Source organism: Actinospineispora acaciae DSM 45401 (assembly GCF_000620785.1).
In the GTDB taxonomy this organism is placed as follows: Bacteria; Actinomycetota; Actinomycetes; order Mycobacteriales; family Pseudonocardiaceae; genus Pseudonocardia; species Pseudonocardia acaciae.
The window spans coordinates 870,987-886,284 of the sequence record NZ_JIAI01000001.1 but is presented as its reverse complement, the minus strand read 5'-3'; the positions used below and the strand labels follow the sequence as shown (position 1 = coordinate 886,284).

16 protein-coding genes are annotated in these 15,298 nt (G+C 72.0%); 9 read left to right on the top strand and 7 right to left on the bottom strand.

All coding sequences use genetic code 11. The features are described 5' to 3' along the window. Positions 1–30: 30 nt before the first annotated feature. Positions 31–372, top strand: coding sequence for a histone-like nucleoid-structuring protein Lsr2 (locus N912_RS0104345; RefSeq protein WP_028921475.1), 342 nt, complete (start codon positions 31–33; stop codon positions 370–372). A gap of 24 nt (positions 373–396) precedes the next feature. Here the strand turns inward: N912_RS0104345 and N912_RS61790 are convergent, their stop codons facing one another. The 3 genes from N912_RS61790 to N912_RS0104330 are packed head-to-tail and all read right to left on the bottom strand — an operon-like array spanning position 397 to position 3,159. After that, the gene (locus tag N912_RS61790; RefSeq protein ID WP_245645175.1) at positions 397–1,230 is read right to left on the bottom strand and encodes a PPOX class F420-dependent oxidoreductase; all 834 of its coding nucleotides are present in this window, start codon (positions 1,228–1,230) and stop codon (positions 397–399) included. 22 nt (positions 1,231–1,252) lie between these two features. Then, entirely contained in the window at positions 1,253–2,209 is a 957-nt protein-coding gene (locus N912_RS49380) for an RNA polymerase sigma-70 factor (RefSeq protein WP_084210577.1), read from the bottom strand. Continuing rightward, on the bottom strand, positions 2,206–3,159 hold the full coding sequence (locus N912_RS0104330; protein ID WP_037062787.1) for an NAD-dependent epimerase/dehydratase family protein: 954 nt from the start codon (positions 3,157–3,159) through the stop codon (positions 2,206–2,208). The genes N912_RS49380 and N912_RS0104330 overlap by 4 nt, the downstream gene beginning before the upstream one ends. A 140-nt stretch (positions 3,160–3,299) precedes the next feature. Here N912_RS0104330 and N912_RS0104325 point away from each other — a divergent pair, with 140 nt between their 5' ends. The 3 genes from N912_RS0104325 to N912_RS0104315 all read left to right on the top strand — a co-directional run bounded on the left by N912_RS0104325 (position 3,300) and on the right by N912_RS0104315 (position 5,988). Next, entirely contained in the window at positions 3,300–3,818 is a 519-nt protein-coding gene (locus N912_RS0104325; protein ID WP_245645174.1) for a 3-hydroxyanthranilate 3,4-dioxygenase, read from the top strand. 16 nt (positions 3,819–3,834) lie between these two features. Next, positions 3,835–4,251, top strand: a complete 417-nt coding sequence (locus N912_RS0104320) for a RidA family protein (RefSeq protein WP_037062784.1) — start codon at positions 3,835–3,837, stop codon at positions 4,249–4,251. 84 nt (positions 4,252–4,335) lie between these two features. Beyond that, a complete protein-coding gene (locus N912_RS0104315; RefSeq protein WP_028921470.1) occupies positions 4,336–5,988 on the top strand; it encodes a PstS family phosphate ABC transporter substrate-binding protein in 1,653 nt (550 codons plus the stop codon). On the opposite strand, the gene N912_RS49375 is transcribed toward N912_RS0104315, so the two are convergent. Beyond that, entirely contained in the window at positions 5,989–6,711 is a 723-nt protein-coding gene (locus tag N912_RS49375; RefSeq protein ID WP_037062782.1) for a FadR/GntR family transcriptional regulator, read from the bottom strand. A 144-nt stretch (positions 6,712–6,855) separates the two neighbouring features. Between N912_RS49375 and ggt the strand changes: the two genes are divergently transcribed. Together ggt and oxlT are read left to right on the top strand one after the other, a co-directional pair. Next, positions 6,856–8,448, top strand: a complete 1,593-nt coding sequence (gene ggt / locus N912_RS0104305) for a gamma-glutamyltransferase (RefSeq protein WP_037062779.1) — start codon at positions 6,856–6,858, stop codon at positions 8,446–8,448. Between the two features lie 24 nt (positions 8,449–8,472). Next, positions 8,473–9,741, top strand: coding sequence for an oxalate/formate MFS antiporter (gene oxlT, locus N912_RS0104300; protein WP_028921468.1), 1,269 nt, complete (start codon positions 8,473–8,475; stop codon positions 9,739–9,741). Between the two features lie 5 nt (positions 9,742–9,746). Here the strand turns inward: oxlT and N912_RS0104295 are convergent, their stop codons facing one another. Then, positions 9,747–10,772, bottom strand: a complete 1,026-nt coding sequence (locus N912_RS0104295; RefSeq protein WP_051579596.1) for an Lrp/AsnC family transcriptional regulator — start codon at positions 10,770–10,772, stop codon at positions 9,747–9,749. 113 nt (positions 10,773–10,885) lie between these two features. Between N912_RS0104295 and N912_RS0104290 the strand changes: the two genes are divergently transcribed. From N912_RS0104290 to N912_RS0104280, 3 genes are read left to right on the top strand one after another with little or no spacing between them, the layout of a single operon-like run. After that, entirely contained in the window at positions 10,886–12,124 is a 1,239-nt protein-coding gene (locus N912_RS0104290; protein ID WP_037062776.1) for a M20 metallopeptidase family protein, read from the top strand. Between the two features lie 7 nt (positions 12,125–12,131). Next, positions 12,132–12,371 (top strand): hypothetical protein, encoded by a 240-nt coding sequence (locus N912_RS0104285; protein WP_028921465.1) that lies wholly within the window; start codon positions 12,132–12,134, stop codon positions 12,369–12,371. Beyond that, positions 12,368–13,843 carry a sodium:solute symporter family protein gene (locus N912_RS0104280; protein ID WP_028921464.1) on the top strand — a complete coding sequence of 492 codons (1,476 nt, stop codon included), beginning with the start codon at positions 12,368–12,370 and terminating at the stop codon, positions 13,841–13,843. The genes N912_RS0104285 and N912_RS0104280 overlap by 4 nt, the downstream gene beginning before the upstream one ends. Here N912_RS0104280 and N912_RS0104275 read toward each other — a convergent pair. After that, positions 13,786–14,388 carry a mycothiol-dependent nitroreductase Rv2466c family protein gene (locus N912_RS0104275; protein WP_037063458.1) on the bottom strand — a complete coding sequence of 201 codons (603 nt, stop codon included), beginning with the start codon at positions 14,386–14,388 and terminating at the stop codon, positions 13,786–13,788. The two genes, N912_RS0104280 and N912_RS0104275, sit on opposite strands and share 58 nt — an antisense overlap. Before the next feature lie 17 nt (positions 14,389–14,405). Next, positions 14,406–15,248: an NAD(P)H-binding protein gene (locus tag N912_RS0104270; protein ID WP_028921462.1), complete on the bottom strand. Its 843-nt coding sequence runs from the start codon at positions 15,246–15,248 to the stop codon at positions 14,406–14,408. Positions 15,249–15,298: the final 50 nt, after the last annotated feature.

Below are 15,298 nucleotides of genomic sequence, written 5' to 3'. Positions count from 1 at the left end.
ACGGGTCGAGTTGTATGGAGGGCCGCTGAGATGGCGCAGAAGGTCACGGTTTCGCTGGTCGACGACCTGAGCGGAGACAAGGCCGACGAGACGGTTCAGTTCGGGCTGGACGGCAAGAACTACGAGATTGATCTGTCGAGCGGTAATGCAGGCAAGTTGCGGGAAGCGCTGCGGTCGTATGTGGCGGCCGCCCGGCGACCCGGTGGTCGGCGCCGCTCCGGTGGTGCGGCATCGGGCGGGGCGCGGCGCACGGCCGTCGATCGGGACCAGAACCAGGCGATTCGGGAATGGGCTCGCAAGCGCGGCATGAAGGTGTCCGACCGCGGCCGCATTCCGGCCGATCTGCTCGAGGCCTATCACAAGGAGAACTGACGCCGCGCCCCCGCACCACCGCGATCAGGCGGCGTCCACCGGGGTCAGCTCGAAATGGACGGTCCGCCCCAGTTTCGCTCGCCCGGCGCGGTGGCTCAGCGGCACCACCAGACCGTGCAGAAGCGGGTACTTGCGGCGTAGCAGGTGCGCCGCCCGACGGGATTCGGCGCCGTCCAGGATTCGTGCCGTCGCGCGAATGGCCGGTCCCGTCGGGACGCCTCGCCCGGTGGACGGGGCGATCTCGACCGACGGGTTCTTGCGCAGCCGCCGTGTCTTTCCGGCCTTCTGGAAGCTGCGCACCACGGCCCGGTCACCGTCGACCGCCACGCTCACCGCGGTGGGCACCGGCGTCCCATTCGCGCGGTAGGTCGTGAGCACCACCGTCTTCTGCTCCGCAAACGGGGCCAGCGCCCGTGTCATGGCCGGGCGGACATACCCGACGACAGAGCCGAGGGCGCGCAGCCGAGCCCACACCGCGATCGCGGCCAGCGCCGACAGCGTGCCCAGCAACCAGGGGTCCGACAGCCGGCCCCCGAGGTGCAGGTCGGCCACGTGGTTGTAGGCGTGCACCGTGTTCGCCACCCAGAAGGCGGCGAGCGTGGTGAGAAGCGCGTCGCGCCACACCAGCGCGAGCAGCAGGCCGATGCCGATGCCGATCTGGAAGGCGCCGGCGTCGTGCAGGAAGTGCTCGTTGGGGTCGAAACGGACGAACTCGGCGAACTCCATCGGCCAGCCGAGGGCGAAGATCCCGGCGAGCACCATCACCAGGCCGCACAGCACGACGGCCACGGGTACCACTATCTGGTCGGGAGGCCGGCGCTCGGTTCGGATCGGGTCGGCGGCGGGGGAGACGGACACGGTGGGTCCTCCGGTTGGTGGGTCAGTCGGTTGCCGGCTCGGTCGCGGGCTCAGTTGATGGCACGGCGTCCGGGCCGCGCTGGGCGCGCAGCGCGCGGACGTCGGCGAGCGGTCCGAGGTGGCGAAGCTTGTCGGGGTTGATGACGGAGCGGACGGTCTGGACCACCCCGTCGGCGATGTCGAGCACGAAGACGTTGGTGAGCTGCCCGTCGGCGTCCAGCACCATGACGCCGGGCTGGCCGTTGACCTCGCGCGGGCGCATGCCGATGCCGAGGTTGCGCATGCCCTTGCCGAGGTTCGCGAGCAGCTTCGCCACCCGCTCGGCGCCGACGATGGGCCGCGACCACTGCGGGACCTTCCCGCCGCCGTCGCCGTACACCACGACGTCCTTGGCCAGCATCTCGACGAGCTGGTCGACGTCACCGTCCGCGACCGCGGCGAAGAAGCGCGCGGCCAGCTCCTCGCGGTCCCGCCGCGCGGCGTCGAACCGGGGCTTGCTGTCCGCGAGGTGGCGCCGCGCCCTGGCGGCGAGCTGTCGGCAGTTCGCCTCGGACTTGCCGACGATGGACGCGATCTCCGGGTAGCCGTAGTCGAACACGTCGTGCAGCAGGAACACCGCGCGCTCGACCGGGCTGAGCCGCTCGAGCACCAGCAGGAACGCCATGGACAGCGAGTCGGCCCGCTCGGCGTGCAGCGCCGGGTCGTCGCGGCCACCGTCGGTGAGCAGCGGCTCCGGGAGCCACTGCCCGACGTAGGACTCCCGGCGCACCCGAGCCGAGCGCAGCTGGTCGATGGCCAGCCGGGTGGTCACCGCCGAGAGGAAGGCGCGCGGCGAGCCGATCTCGGTGCCGTCCAGCAGGGTCCGCTGGTAGCGGGCGAACGCCTCCTGGACGACGTCCTCGGCATCGCTGACGGTCCCGAGCATGCGGTAGGCGATCGAGAACAGCAGCGGGCGCAGCGTCTCCACCGTCTCCGTCACGACGCCACCCCGGGCGCCGGTGCGTCGACAAGGCCGTTGCGGAACCCGTCGCGCCAGCTCGCGAACCCGGGGCGCCAGTCAAGCGCGTTCTTCGCCTTCTCGTTGGACGCGCCCCGACTCTCGGTCATCCACCGCACCGCGACCTCACCGGCGGCGAGCCTGCCCAACCACACCGGCACCCGCATCGGCGGCTTGGCGCCCAACACCTCGGCCAGGTAGGGCAGCCACTGCGCCACCGGCGCCGGCTCGTCGTCGACGATCTGGTACACCCCGGCGGTGCCGCGCTCCAGGGCGGCGATGGTGGCCTCGGCGGCGTCGTCGAGGTGGATCCACGACCAGACGCCCGCGCCACTCCCGATGATCGGCAGCTTGCGGGCCCGGACCAGCTCCACCTGCGACTCCGAGGCCCCAGGGCCGTAGAAGTTGCCGTAGCGCAGCACGATCCCGTCCAGCGGCGCGTCCCGCACCGTCCGCTCCAGGAACCGGACGGCCGCCATCGTCTTCCGCTGGGCGGCGGCCGGCTCGGCGTCGAGCGGGTCGTCCTCGGTCTTGACCGGGCCGCCGGTGCGGGCGTTGGTCCAGCCGGTGTAGCTCTGCGCCACGAACCGCTCGACCCCGGTGGCCTGCGCGGCGGCCAGCAGGTGCTGCGTCCCCTGCGTCCGCAGCTCGTTGGTGGTGGCGAACCAGTCGTCGAACCGGCGCAGGTTCGGCTGGCCGGCCAGCGCCGTCATCTGGTGGACGATGGCGTCGGGCCGGGCGCCCGCGACGGCCTGGCCCACGGCGGCCGCGTCCAACCCGTCCAGCACCACGGCGTCCGCGCCGAGCGCGCGCAGCTCGCCCGCCTTGGCGGCGGAGCGGGTGGTGGCCGTCACCCGGTGCCCGCGAGCGAGCAGCCTCGGCACCAGCCGACGGCCCACGGCTCCGGTGGCTCCGGCAACGAATACATGCATCGGGATCTCCTCCGTCTGTCTCTGTCGCGTTCTCGACCCCCTCAGACGGAACTAGGTGTCCCGCTGTGACAACCCCAGATCTTTCAATGAACGGAATGTGACCGTTGCCACTGGTCGGGCCGGCCGCCATCATCCGCACCGTGAGCGAACAAGTACAGATGCCGATCGTGGACCTGGACGGGACGGCCGCCGAGTTGGGCCGCGCCGGCGAGCGGGTGAGGGTGCTCTGGCAGGAGGGCGAGTCGCTGGCCTTCATCGCCAGGGGACGGGAGTACCGCAGCGAGTTCCACCTCAACCCCAGCGACGAGGTGATGCTCATGATCCGAGGCCAGATGAACCTGCACTACCGCAACCCGGACGGCACCGAGGACGTCGCGGTGATCCCGCAGGGCGCGTCCATCTACACCCGCGCCGGCATCCCGCACTCGCCGCGCTTCCCGCCGGACGCGTTCGTCATGGTGATCGAGCGGTTGCGCCGCCCCGGCGAGCTGGACCGCTTCCACTGGTTCTGCCCGTCCTGCGACACCTTCCTGCACGAGGAGAGCGTGCACGTCGCCGACTACCGGACCGACCCGGTCGGCAACGCCTACCGGAAGTTCTTCGACGACCTCGACGCCCGCACCTGCTCCGCGTGCGGTGACGTCATGCCCACCGCGTAAGCACAAGGAGGTCACCATGCCGAACCGCGCGGTGAGGACCACCGCCGCCCCCGTGGTGGGGTTCTCCACGGGCACCAAGGCACCGCTGTCGCAGGCCGTCGTGCACGGCGGCGTCATCTACTGCTCGGGCACCGGCCCGCTCGACCCTCGGACGCACACGATCGTCTCCGAGGAGTTCGCCGCGCAGGTCCGCCAGACCCTGGCCAACCTGCTCGCGGTGGTCGAGGCGGCCGGCGGCGGCAAGGACTCGATCATCAAGTGCAACTGCTACCTGCGGGACATCGAGAACTTCCCGGAGTTCAACAAGGAGTATCGGGCGTTCTTCGCCGACTGCCCGAGCTTCCCGGCCCGCACCACCGTGCACGCCGCCCCTCCCCGCGCGGGCGTGCTGGTCGAGATCGAGTGCACGGCGGCGGTGGTCGCGGGCACCTGAGCCCACGTGTCCGACCGATGACCGTTGGGTGAACGGTCAACCGGTTCGGCCGTGCGCGCGCCGGCGCGTGGAGACAATCCGGCCGTGGTCGTACTCGACGCCGCGCAGTCGATCGTGACGTTCCTCGGCGCGAACAACATCGTGCTTGCGATCGTCGGACTGCTCGCCGCCCCGTTCGTCGACAGGCTTCTGATCAGGCGAAACCGCATCACGTACCGGGTGCTGTACAACTCCAAGATCGGTGTCGTGCCGGACGACCCGCACGCCGCCGACGACCCGGCGCGGCCCCACTCGCCGCGGTTCGGTCAGCTCGCGGAGCTGTTGGACCGGATGAGCGTCGTGGTCATCCGCATCCGCAACACAGGCAGCCACGAGGTCACCCGCGAGGACTTCCTCCACCCGCTGTCGTTCACGTTCGGCCGGCGGACCATCTGGAACGCACGCATATCCGACGCCACCAACGAGGACCTTCGCCGGCGCATCCGGGACGGCCTGGAGTTCTTCACCTCAGACACCGGGCCCAGGGAGCCCTCGCCCGGCGGCGGCAGCCTGCGCACGCTGCGCGAGCTGTTGCCCACCCGGTTCCGGGGCGAGGAGCCGGGGCCCGACTGGCACGGGGTCCGGCTGCGCAACCTCACCCTCGGCCGCCGGCAGCGGTTCAAGCTCGTGGTGGTGCTCGTCGACCCGCCCGACCACCGCGGCGGGCTCATCAAGCAGATCACCCCGGGCGGGCGGATCCGGGACGGGCTGATCCGGGACGGCAGGATCGAGCGCAAGATCACCCTGCCCCGGGTGACGGGGGCGCTCGCGGTGGCGCTGACCCTGCTGCTGGTGGTCGGCGCAGTGATCGTGTCCCCGCCGGGCGGCCCGGACGTCGGGTGCGTGGCCGGTCGGTTGCGGATCGAGGGCTCCAGCGTGTTCATGCCGACCATGGCGCAGCTCGCCGAGCAGTACCGGCGCGGCTGCCCGGACGCCGAGATCACCACCCAGGCGACCGGCAGCATCGACGGCGTGCGGGCTTTGGCCGGCCAGGAGGACGGCACGTCGAACGAGTTCGCCGCCCTGTCCGACGGGAAGCAGGACACCGCGCCGGTGGTACTCCACTCCGAGCAGGTGGCGATCGTCCCCTACCACGTGGTGGTCAACGCCTCGGCCGGCGTGGACGGCCTGAGCACCGCCCAGTTGCAGGGCATCTACAACGGCACGTACCGGGACTGGAGCCAGCTGCGCGGCGGGCCGGAGCTGCCCATCCGGATCGTCGGGCGCGGCCAGGAGTCCGGGACCAGGGAGCTGTTCGAGCAGCGGGTGCTGCACGGCGCGGAGCCCGCGCTGACCTCCAACGAGTGCCTGACCAACGACCGCGACCCGAGGGCGGCCGTGGTCAGGTGCGAGCGCAACGCGAACTCCGAGGTCATCGCGAAGATCAGCCAGACGCCCGGCGCGATCGGCTACACGGACGCGCCCTCGATCGCCGAGGCCCGCAGGCAGAACGCGGTCAGGGCGCTGACCATCGACAACAAGGCGTTCGACACCAGCACAGTCATCGAGAGCGGCTACCCGTTCTGGACGGTGGAATATCTCTACACCAAGCACCCGCCGGTCCCGGACACGCTGCTGGCCAGCTTCGTCGAGTACGTGCGGAAGAACGACAGCGCCCGGGTGCGGCTCGGCGGCGCCGGCTACGTGCCGTGCACGACCCCGGACGGCGGCCCGCTGGAGCTGTGCAACCACCGCTGATCACGGCGGCTCGGTCGACTCCAGGATGAGCCGCTGCACGTCCAGCAGGTGGGCGTGCATGGCCTCGTAGGCGCCCTCGTCGTCGCGGCGGGCGATCGCGTCCAGGATCCGGTGGTGCCCGTCCAGGGAGCGCCGCATGCCGCCCGGTGCGTGCAGCGACCGCTCCCGGCTGGCCCTGAGCAGCTCGTGGATGCCCTCGACCATCTTGGTCAGCAGGTCGTTGGAGGCGGCGCGCGCGATCGCGAGGTGGAAGGCGCTGTCGTCGTCCACGAACGGGACCCCGCGCGCCGTGCTGGCCTCCTGGCGGTCCACCAGCCGCCGCAGGGCCTCGACGTCGTCGGCGTCGGCGCGCAGCGCGGCCAGCCGGGCGACCTGCGGTTCCACCAGCTGGCGCAGCTCCAGCTGGTCGGTCAGCGAGCCCTGGGCCAGGCGCAGCGCGGTGACCAGCGAGGTGACCGAGGCCGCCGAGGAGTCGGCGGCGAACGTCCCCTCGCCGACCCGGCGGTCGATCAACCCGTTGTGGTCGAGCGCCTCCAGCGCCTGCCGGATGGTCGCCCTGCTCACCGCGAACCGCGCCGACAGCTCTCGCTCGGAGGGCAGCCTGTCGCCGGGCCGCAGGTCACCGCGCCGCATGAGGTCCTGGAGCTGGCGGACCACCTCCTCATGGGCGCGGGTGCGCGCGACCGGGCGAATGTCCAGCTCATCGCGTCCTCGCGGCCCCATCCGCCCATGCTAACGGCGCGTGGTCACCGGTCAGACCACTGAACCACCCGTTTGGCCGTCGCCCCATCTGGGTGAGCAGGGCCACAGTATCCAGTATTCCGTAGACGGCGTGGATCAGTGGTCCGACCGATCGGAAGGGGGCGCATGGCGCGCACGACGCGACCGGTCGCACTGGCGCGGCGGGGCATGGTGGCGACACCGCACTACCTCGCCTCCGGCGTCGGGCTGCGGATACTGCAGGACGGCGGCAGCGCGGTCGACGCGGCGGTGGCGGTCAACGCCACGCTCGGCGTGGTGTACCCGCACATGACGGGGGTGGGCGGGGACGCGTTCTGGCTGGTTTACGAGGCCGCGACCGGTCAGGTGCACGCACTCAACGGCAGCGGGCGGGCGGCGGGCGAGGCGAGCGCCGAGTACTTCCTGTCGCGTGGTCACCGGGCCATCCCGACGCGCGGGCCGCTGGCGGCGGTGACGGTGCCGGGAGCCGTGGACAGCTGGTGCGCCGCGCACGAGCGGTTCGGCTCGTTGCCGCTCACCAAGGTGCTGGAGCCGGCGATCGGCTACGCCCGCGACGGCTATCCCATGTGCGCCGGCCAGGCCGAGTGCCTGCGCGCGGTCGCGGACGTGCTGGCGGAGCACGCGCCGGGCTGGGAGGTGCTCGACGGGGCGGAGCCGACGGTGGGCCGGCCGGTGCTGCTGCCGCGGCTGGCCGCCACGCTGCACGAGATCGCGGTGTCGGGCCGCAACGGCTTCTACACCGGCGCGGTCGCCGAGGAGATCACCGGGACGCTGCGGCGCGCCGGCGGCCTGCTCACCATGGCCGACTTCGCGGCGCACCGCTCGGAGTGGACCGAGCCGCTGTCGACCGGTTACCGGGGGTTCGACTGCTACCAGCACCCGCCGAACTCCCAGGGCTTCGCGCACCTGATGCTGCTGAACGTCCTGGAGGGCCTCGACGTGGCGGCCATGGGCGACGCCGAGTACGTGCACACCGTGACCGAGGCGACCAAGCTCGTGTTCGCCGACCGGGACCGCTACCTCACCGACCCCGGGTTCGGACCCGCGCCGCTGCACCACCTGCTCTCCAAGGACTACGCCGCCGAGCTGCGCGCCCAGATCGCGGCCGGCCCGGTGCCCGCCGCGCCCCCGGCCGCGGCCGCCGGCGGGGACACCACCTGCAGCGTGGTCGTGGACGGCGCCGGAAACGCGGCCGCCGTCATCCAGAGCCTCTACCACGAGTGCGGGTCGGCGTTCGTCGGCGGCGACACCGGGGTGGTGCTGCAGAACCGGGGCTCGTTCTTCTCCCTCGACCCCGGCGACGTGAACCGCCTCGAACCGGGCAAGCGCACCGCCCACACGCTGATGCCCGGGATGATGCTGCGCGACGGGGAGCTGCGCATGGTCTACGGGACCATGGGCGGCGAGGGCCAGCCGCAGACGTCCACCGCCGTGGTGACGCGGGTGGTGGACTTCGGCCACGACGTGCAGCGCGCCATCGACGCGCCGCGCTGGCTCTACGGCCGCACCTGGGGCGAGCAGACCCGCGAGCTGCGCATCGAAGATCGCTTCGGTCCCGAGGTCGCCACCGGGCTGCGCCGGCGTGGGCACACCGTGCGGGTGGTGGCGGACTTCGACGAGGTGATGGGCCACGCCCAGGCGATCCAGGTCGACCCGGAACGGGGCCTGCTCATGGGCGGCGCGGATCCGCGCGGGGAGGGCAGCGCACTGGGTTGGTAGTGGCCCACACCAAGGAGGGTGGCCATGGCGGAGGTATCAGGCGGGACGCGATGGGTCCAGCTCGGGCTCGGCGTGGCAGCGATGGTCGTGATCTCCAGCCCGCAGTACACCTGGACGCTGTTCGTGCCGTCGCTGCGGGGCGTCACCGGCGCCAGTGTGGCCGCGGTACAGGTCACGTTCTCGCTGCTGATCGTGTTGCAGACGTGGTTCTCTCCGATCCAGGCGTTCCTGGTGGACAGGTTCGGCCCCCGGCTGTTGCTCTCCCTCGGGGCGATCCTGGTCGGCGCGAGCTGGCTGCTGGCCGCCCCGGTCGGCTCGCTGCTCGGGCTGTACCTGACCTACGGGCTGCTCGGTGGGATCGGCACCGGCATCGTCTACGTCGGGGTGGTCGGCCTGATGGTCGGCTGGTTCCCGGACCGGCGCGGGCTCGCCGTCGGGCTGGTCGCGGCGGGGTACGGGGCCGGCGCGTTCCTGACCACGATCCCGATCGCGGCCATGGTGCACGCCGGGGACTACCGGCAGGCGCTGGTCGGCTTCGGGATCGCCCAGGGGCTGGTCGGGCTGGCCGTGGCGCAGGGCCTTCGGCGGCCGCCGAAGGAGCTGGGCTTCGACACGGCGGCGGTGGCGGACGGGCGCCAGTCGCGGCGCAGCTATTCCGCCCGGCAGATGCTGCGCACCCGTCCGTACTGGCTGCTGCTGGTGATGATGGCCATGATGTCCACCGGCGGGCTGATGGTGGCGGCGCAGGTGGAGCTGTTCGCCAAGGACTTCGGGGTGGACAACTACCAGGTGCTCGGGGTCGGGGCGGTCGCGCTGTCGCTGAGCCTGTCGCGGATCACCAACGGCCTCACCCGGCCGTTCTTCGGGTGGGTCTCCGACCGGATCGGGCGCGAGCACACCATGCTCATCGCGTTCTCGCTGGAGGGCCTCGCCGTGCTCTCCGTGCTCGCGTTCCGCAACGACCCGGTGCTGTTCGTCCTGCTCACCGGCGTGGTGTTCTTCGGCTGGGGAGAGATCTTCTCGCTGTTCCCGGCGACGCTGACCGACATCTACGGCCCGGAGCACGCGACCACGAACTACGGCTTCCTGTACGTCGCCCAGGGCGTCGGTGCGGTCCTCGGCGGGCCGGCGGCCGCCTACCTCGTGTCCGTCACCGGAAGCTGGAGCCCGGTGTTCTTCATCGTCGCCGCGCTGGACCTGACCGCCGCGCTGCTCGCCTACTTCGTGCTCAGGCCGATGCGGCGGCGCTGGGTCGGGGACCAGCCCGCCGCCGTCCAGGCCGTACCTCAATGACCACCTCAGGGCTCACGCAGCGGGTCCGCCCACACGTCCATCGGCACGGCGGCGACCGCGCGACCGGCCTCGTCGAGCAGCCGCCCCATCCGCTTGAGCGGGCGCAGCGTGACGCACCTGTCCACGATGGTGAGCCCGGGCAGCGCCTTGGCCAGCGACAGCTCGAAGCGGTGGATCTCCTCCGGGTCGCGCAGCCAGGCGGCCACGACCAGCGGCGGCGTCCCGGCCAGGGTGGCGCAGAGCCGAACCTCGCGCAGTTGGCTGGCCATCCGCGCGGCCTCCTCCAGCCGGCCGGTGGGGACGTCCACGGACAGGTTGACCAGCACCGGCCACCCGGCCAGCAGCCCGGCGACCTCCGCGCGCAGCAGCACCATCCCGGTCCGCAGCAGCCGGGCGGTGCGGCGGCGGGCGGTGGCCTCGCTGATCTCGGCGGCGGCGGCGAGCGCCCGGTAGGACGAGCGCCCGTCCAGGCCGAGGCGCACCAGGATGGCCCGGTCCGCCGGCGGCAGTGGCGTGGACACGCTCGCCCCGTTGGGTTCCTCCAGCCGGGACCTGGACCGCAGGTCGCTGGCGGCCTGGCGGGGCAGCGCGCCGAGCCGCCAGCCGGAGCCGTCCCGGTAGATCCGGGTCGCGATGCGGGTCCGCAGCCCGGTGATGCCCGGGATCATGTCCAGCCGCCCGAGCAGGTAGCGCGACAGGGCGGCCAGGTCGGCGGCGGCCACCGTGACGAACAGGTCCGCGCCGCCCGCGGTCAGCTCGACGCTGAGCGCATGCCGGTCCGACGCGATCAGCTCGGCGACCGCGAGCCGCCGCCCCGGCGTGCAGGTGATCTCCACGTAGGCCACGCACTGGGCGTTCCACACGGCCACCCCGGGCGGCCCGGTGACCCAGGCGATGCCGGCATCCTCCAGCCGGGCCCAGCGCCTCGCCGCGGTCACCGGGCTGATGCCGATCGCGGTGCCCACCGAGGACCAGGACGCCCGGGGGCTGACCTGCAAGGCTTCGACCAAGGACAGGTCGGTTTCGGTCAACGCGACGCAATCTGTCGTCACCGAGCAGAGAATGACGGATTCTGCACAATCTGTCACCCGCCCGGCGGCGGTGGCGAACGGTCCTGCGCAAGATACGGCCATGGGGAGGCGTGATGTCCCTCGATGACAGGCTCCGCGACGACGCGACGGCCCTCGCGCCGGAGCTGGTGACGCTGCGACATCGGCTGCACCGACATCCCGAGATCGGCCTGGACCTGCCGGTGACCCAGCGGGCGGTGCTGGAGGAGCTGGACGGCCTGGGGCTGGAGCTGAGCACCGGCTCGGCGCTCAGCTCGGTCACCGCGGTGCTGCGCGGCGGTGGCGGCGGGTCGGGGCCGGCGGTGCTGCTGCGCGGGGACATGGACGCGCTGCCGGTCACCGAGGCCACCGGGGTGGACTACGCCAGCACCGTGGACGGCGCGATGCACGCCTGCGGCCACGACCTGCACACCGCGATGCTGGTCGGAGCGGCGCGGGTGCTCGCGGCGCACCGCGACGAGCTGCCCGGCGACGTGGTGTTCATGTTCCAGCCGGGGGAGGAGGGCTGGGACGGCGCCGGGCACATGATCACCGAGGGCATCCTGGAGGCGTCCGGCCAGCGGGTGGCCTCGGCGTACGGCATGCACGTGGTGGCCGCCCGGGTGCCGAGGGGCACATTCACCACCCGCGGCGGGACGCTGATGGCCGCCAGCGACGCCCTGCGCGTCACCGTCCGGGGCAAGGGCGGGCACGGTTCCGCGCCGCACCTGGCCCACGACCCGGTGACCGGGGCGGCGGAGATGGTGACCGCGCTGCAGACGATGGTGACCCGCCGGTTCGACGTGTTCGATCCGGTCGTGCTCACGGTCGGCAGCTTCCACGCCGGCACCAAGCGCAACATCATCCCCGACGACGCCCGGTTCGAGGCCACCGTGCGGTCGTTCTCCGAGGCCGCCCAGGACCGCATCCGCGAGGAGGCGCCCGTGCTGTGCGAGCGGATCGCGGCCGCGCACGGGCTGGACGTCGACGTGGAGTTCGCGGCCGAGTACCCGGTGACCGTCAACGACGACGGGCACGCGGCGTTCGCGGCGGACGTGGTGGCCGAGGTGTTCGGCGAGGAGCGCAGCGCGCCGCTGCCCAACCCGATCACCGCGTCGGAGGACTTCTCCCGGGTGCTCGCCGAGGTGCCCGGCTGCTACCTCTTCCTCGGCGCCCACCCCGGCGACGACATGGACGGTCCGAACAACCACAGCCCCCGGGCGGTCTTCGTCGACGACGTACTGGCCGACGGGGTGCTGCTGCACAGCCAGCTGGCGGTGCGCGCGCTGCGCCGTGACGCGGCTGATGCCGGCACCAACGGGGCGGGAAGGTGAGCACCCGATGACCTCGACCGAGGGCGGCCGCCGGCGTCGCTGGCCGTTCCTGATTCCGCTGTTCGTCATCATCGTCGCGCTGGTGACCACCGTCTTCCTGCCGTTCGTCAACCAGTCGGCGCTCTGGCTGGGGCTGCCGTCGGTGGGGCTCTGGACGGTCGTGTGGGTGCTGGCCATCACGCCCGCGCTGGCCGCGGTGGAGTTCCTCACGCCGCAGGACGACAACGACGAGGAGGGTTCGTCATGAGCGCCACCCTCGCGGTCACCCTGGTCGGGATCCTGCTGATCGCCGCCTTCGGCTTCGTCGGGCGCCGGCGCGTCGTCAACCTGTCCGAGTGGACGGTCGGTGGCCGCCGGTTCGGGGCGGTCACCATGTGGTTCCTGCAGGCCGGCGAGGTGTTCACCACGTTCACCTTCCTCGGCATGGCCGGGCTGGCGTTCACCGGCGGGGTGGCGTCGTTCTACGCGCTGCCCTACATCCCGCTGGCCTACATCGGCCTGTACTTCCTCGGGCCGGTGATCTGGCGTCGCTCCCGGTCGCGCGGGCACCTCACCCAGGCCGACTTCGTCGCGGACTTCTACGACTCGCGGCTGCTCGGCGCGGTGGTCGCGGTGTTCGGCGTGGTGTTCCTGCTGCCGTACCTGCAGCTGCAGATCACCGGCCTGGGGCTGGCGGTGCAGCTGGCCACCGGCAACGCGACCTCGGCGAACCTGAGCATCATCATCGCGTTCGGCCTGACCGTTGGGTTCGTGCTGTGGTCGGGGATCCGAGGCGTGGCCACCACGTCCTACTTCAAGGACGTGATCATGATCGTGGTGTTGATCGTCCTGCTGATCGCGATCCCGGCGACGTTCACCGGCGACATCGGCGGGACGTTCGAGCGAGTGCTGGCCACCCATCCGGACATGCTGCGGATCCACGGCGGCCCGTTCGACCAGACCTGGTTCGTCACCAGCATGCTGGCCTCGACGATCGGCGTGCTGTTCATGACGCTGCCGCACCAGTGGCCCGCGCTGCTGTCCGCGGGGTCGTCCAAGGCGCTGCGGCGCAACTACGTGTTCCTGCCGGTGTACTCGATCTCGCTCGCGCTGCCGATGGTGATCGGGTTCACCGGGCTGGTGGTGGTCCCCGCCGTGACCGGCAACAGCAACGGGGTGCTGCTGGCGCTGACCAACCGCGCGTTTCCCGGCTGGTTCGTCGGGGTGGTCGTGGTGGCCACCGCCGCCACCGCGATGGTGCCGGCGGCGGGCCTGATCGTCGGCATGTCCTCGCTGATCGCCCGCAACATCGTGCGGGTTCGCGGCGAACGCGCCGCGTTCCTGACCAACCAGACGTCGGTCGTGGTGGTCACCGGGCTGGCCCTGGTGCTCGCGCTGACCAGGCCGGACCTGCTCGCGAACCTGCTGCTGCTCACCTACTCCGGGCTGGACCAGTTCGTCCCCGCGATCGGGCTGGCGTTCCTGTCCCGCCAGCTGGTGGGGAAGTGGCCGGTGCTGGCCGGGATCGTGGTCGGCGAGGTCCTCGTCACCTGGCTGACGTTCGCGAACATCTCGGTCGGGCACGCCAACGTGGGCCTGGTCGCCCTGGTGCCGAACATCCTGGTCGTCGCCGTCGGCGCCGCCGTGGAACGGGCGCTCGGCCGCGGCCCGGCGGCTCGGCCTCAGCCGAAGTCGAGCTCGCCGGACCGGGTGCGCTTGAGCTCGGAGAAGTCCGGGTAGCCGGCCAGCAGCCGGGCCCCGTCGAACACCCGGAGCGCGTCCTCGCCGCGCGGGACGGAGTTGAGCACCGGGCCGAAGAAGGCGACGCCGTCGACGTGCAGCGTCGGGGTGCCGACCTCCATGCCGACCGGCGCCATGCCTTCGTGATGGCTCTTACGGATCGCCTCGTCGTACTCGGGGGTGTCGGCGAACGCGGCGAACTCCGGCGCGCCGATCTCCTCCAGCGCGCCGGCGATCACCACATCGCGGTCCCTGACGCCCTGGACGTAGCGCCGGGTGCCGAAGCCCGTGTAGAAGTCGCGCATCGCCGTCTCGCCGCGCCGGTCGGCCAGCGCCGCGCACACCCGCACCGGTCGCCAGGCGTTCTTCGCGCCCCTGGTGTGCTCCGGGGGATAGCCCTCCCGCCCCTCGTTCAGCACGGCCAGGCTCATGATCCGGAACCGGAGCTCGATCTCGCGCTGGGCCTGGACCTCCAACATCCACCGCGAGGCGATCCAGGCGAACGGGCATACCGGGTCGAAGTAGAGGTCCACCCTTGTGGGCATCGGCACCTTCCGGGTCGTCAGCCGGCGGCGTCCCATGCCCCGGCGGCGGCCGCCGCCTTCGCGAACTCGGTGAAGTCCCGAGGGTCCCGGCCGAGCGCACGCCGGACACCGTCGGAGAGGTGGCTGTCCATGCCGCGTCGAATCGGCTCGATGATATCGGCGGAGTCGCGCGCCTCGCCCGCCGAGAGGCCCTGCGCGATCAGCTCGGCCACGAACGCCTCGCGGGTCAGCGGGACGTAGCCGATCCGCCGGCCGGTGGCCTCGGAGATCTCGGCGGCGGCCTGTGCGAACGTGAGCGCGCGCGGGCCGGACAGCTCGTAGGTCTGCCCGGCGTGGCCGTCCCCGGTCAGCGCCGCGACGGCCACCGAGGCGATGTCGTCGGCGTCGACGAAGCTGACCGCGCCGTCCTCGGCCGGCAGCCGCAGCTCGCCGGCGAGCACGGCGTCGCGGAAGAACCCCTCGCTGAAGTTCTGCGCGAACCACCCCGGCCGCAGGACCGTCCATTCGATGCCGCTCCCGCGCACCGCGCGCTCCCCGTCGACGTGCGTCGCCACCAGCGGGTTGTCCGGGTCGGCGTATCCGGGAGTGTCCACCCCGCGCCCGGACAGCAGCACCACCCGCTCGACGCCCAGCGCCACCGCCCGCTCGACGAAGGGCGCGGTGAACGACCGGCCGTCGAACGGCACCAGGTAGACCGCCCGCGCGCCCGTCAGGACGTCGTCCCAGGTGCTGGCGTCGGTCCAGTCGAAACGCGGCCGGCTGACCGCCCTGACCTCCGCCCCCTGCGCCCGCAGCTGGGACACCACCCGGCCGCCGGTCTTGCCGGTGCCGCCGAGTACCAGAATCGGATCTTTCGTCATGGCCCCAGTAAAGGCGTGGCACTTGAGACGCTCCATGGCTCTTTGACTCA

What these genes read in the sequence shown, in the direction of transcription:
- N912_RS0104290 (WP_037062776.1), top strand. Translation starts at nt 10,886, where the DNA reads ATGTCCCTCGATGACAGGCTCCGCGACGACGCGACGGCCCTCGCGCCG.
- N912_RS0104270 (WP_028921462.1), bottom strand. Translation starts at nt 15,248, where the DNA reads ATGACGAAAGATCCGATTCTGGTACTCGGCGGCACCGGCAAGACCGGC.
- ggt (WP_037062779.1), top strand. Translation starts at nt 6,856, where the DNA reads ATGGCGCGCACGACGCGACCGGTCGCACTGGCGCGGCGGGGCATGGTG.
- N912_RS0104285 (WP_028921465.1), top strand. Translation starts at nt 12,132, where the DNA reads ATGACCTCGACCGAGGGCGGCCGCCGGCGTCGCTGGCCGTTCCTGATT.
- N912_RS0104275 (WP_037063458.1), bottom strand. Translation starts at nt 14,388, where the DNA reads ATGCCCACAAGGGTGGACCTCTACTTCGACCCGGTATGCCCGTTCGCC.
- N912_RS0104320 (WP_037062784.1), top strand. Translation starts at nt 3,835, where the DNA reads ATGCCGAACCGCGCGGTGAGGACCACCGCCGCCCCCGTGGTGGGGTTC.
- N912_RS0104280 (WP_028921464.1), top strand. Translation starts at nt 12,368, where the DNA reads ATGAGCGCCACCCTCGCGGTCACCCTGGTCGGGATCCTGCTGATCGCC.
- N912_RS0104330 (WP_037062787.1), bottom strand. Translation starts at nt 3,159, where the DNA reads ATGCATGTATTCGTTGCCGGAGCCACCGGAGCCGTGGGCCGTCGGCTG.
- N912_RS0104345 (WP_028921475.1), top strand. Translation starts at nt 31, where the DNA reads ATGGCGCAGAAGGTCACGGTTTCGCTGGTCGACGACCTGAGCGGAGAC.
- oxlT (WP_028921468.1), top strand. Translation starts at nt 8,473, where the DNA reads ATGGCGGAGGTATCAGGCGGGACGCGATGGGTCCAGCTCGGGCTCGGC.
- N912_RS49375 (WP_037062782.1), bottom strand. Translation starts at nt 6,711, where the DNA reads ATGGGGCCGCGAGGACGCGATGAGCTGGACATTCGCCCGGTCGCGCGC.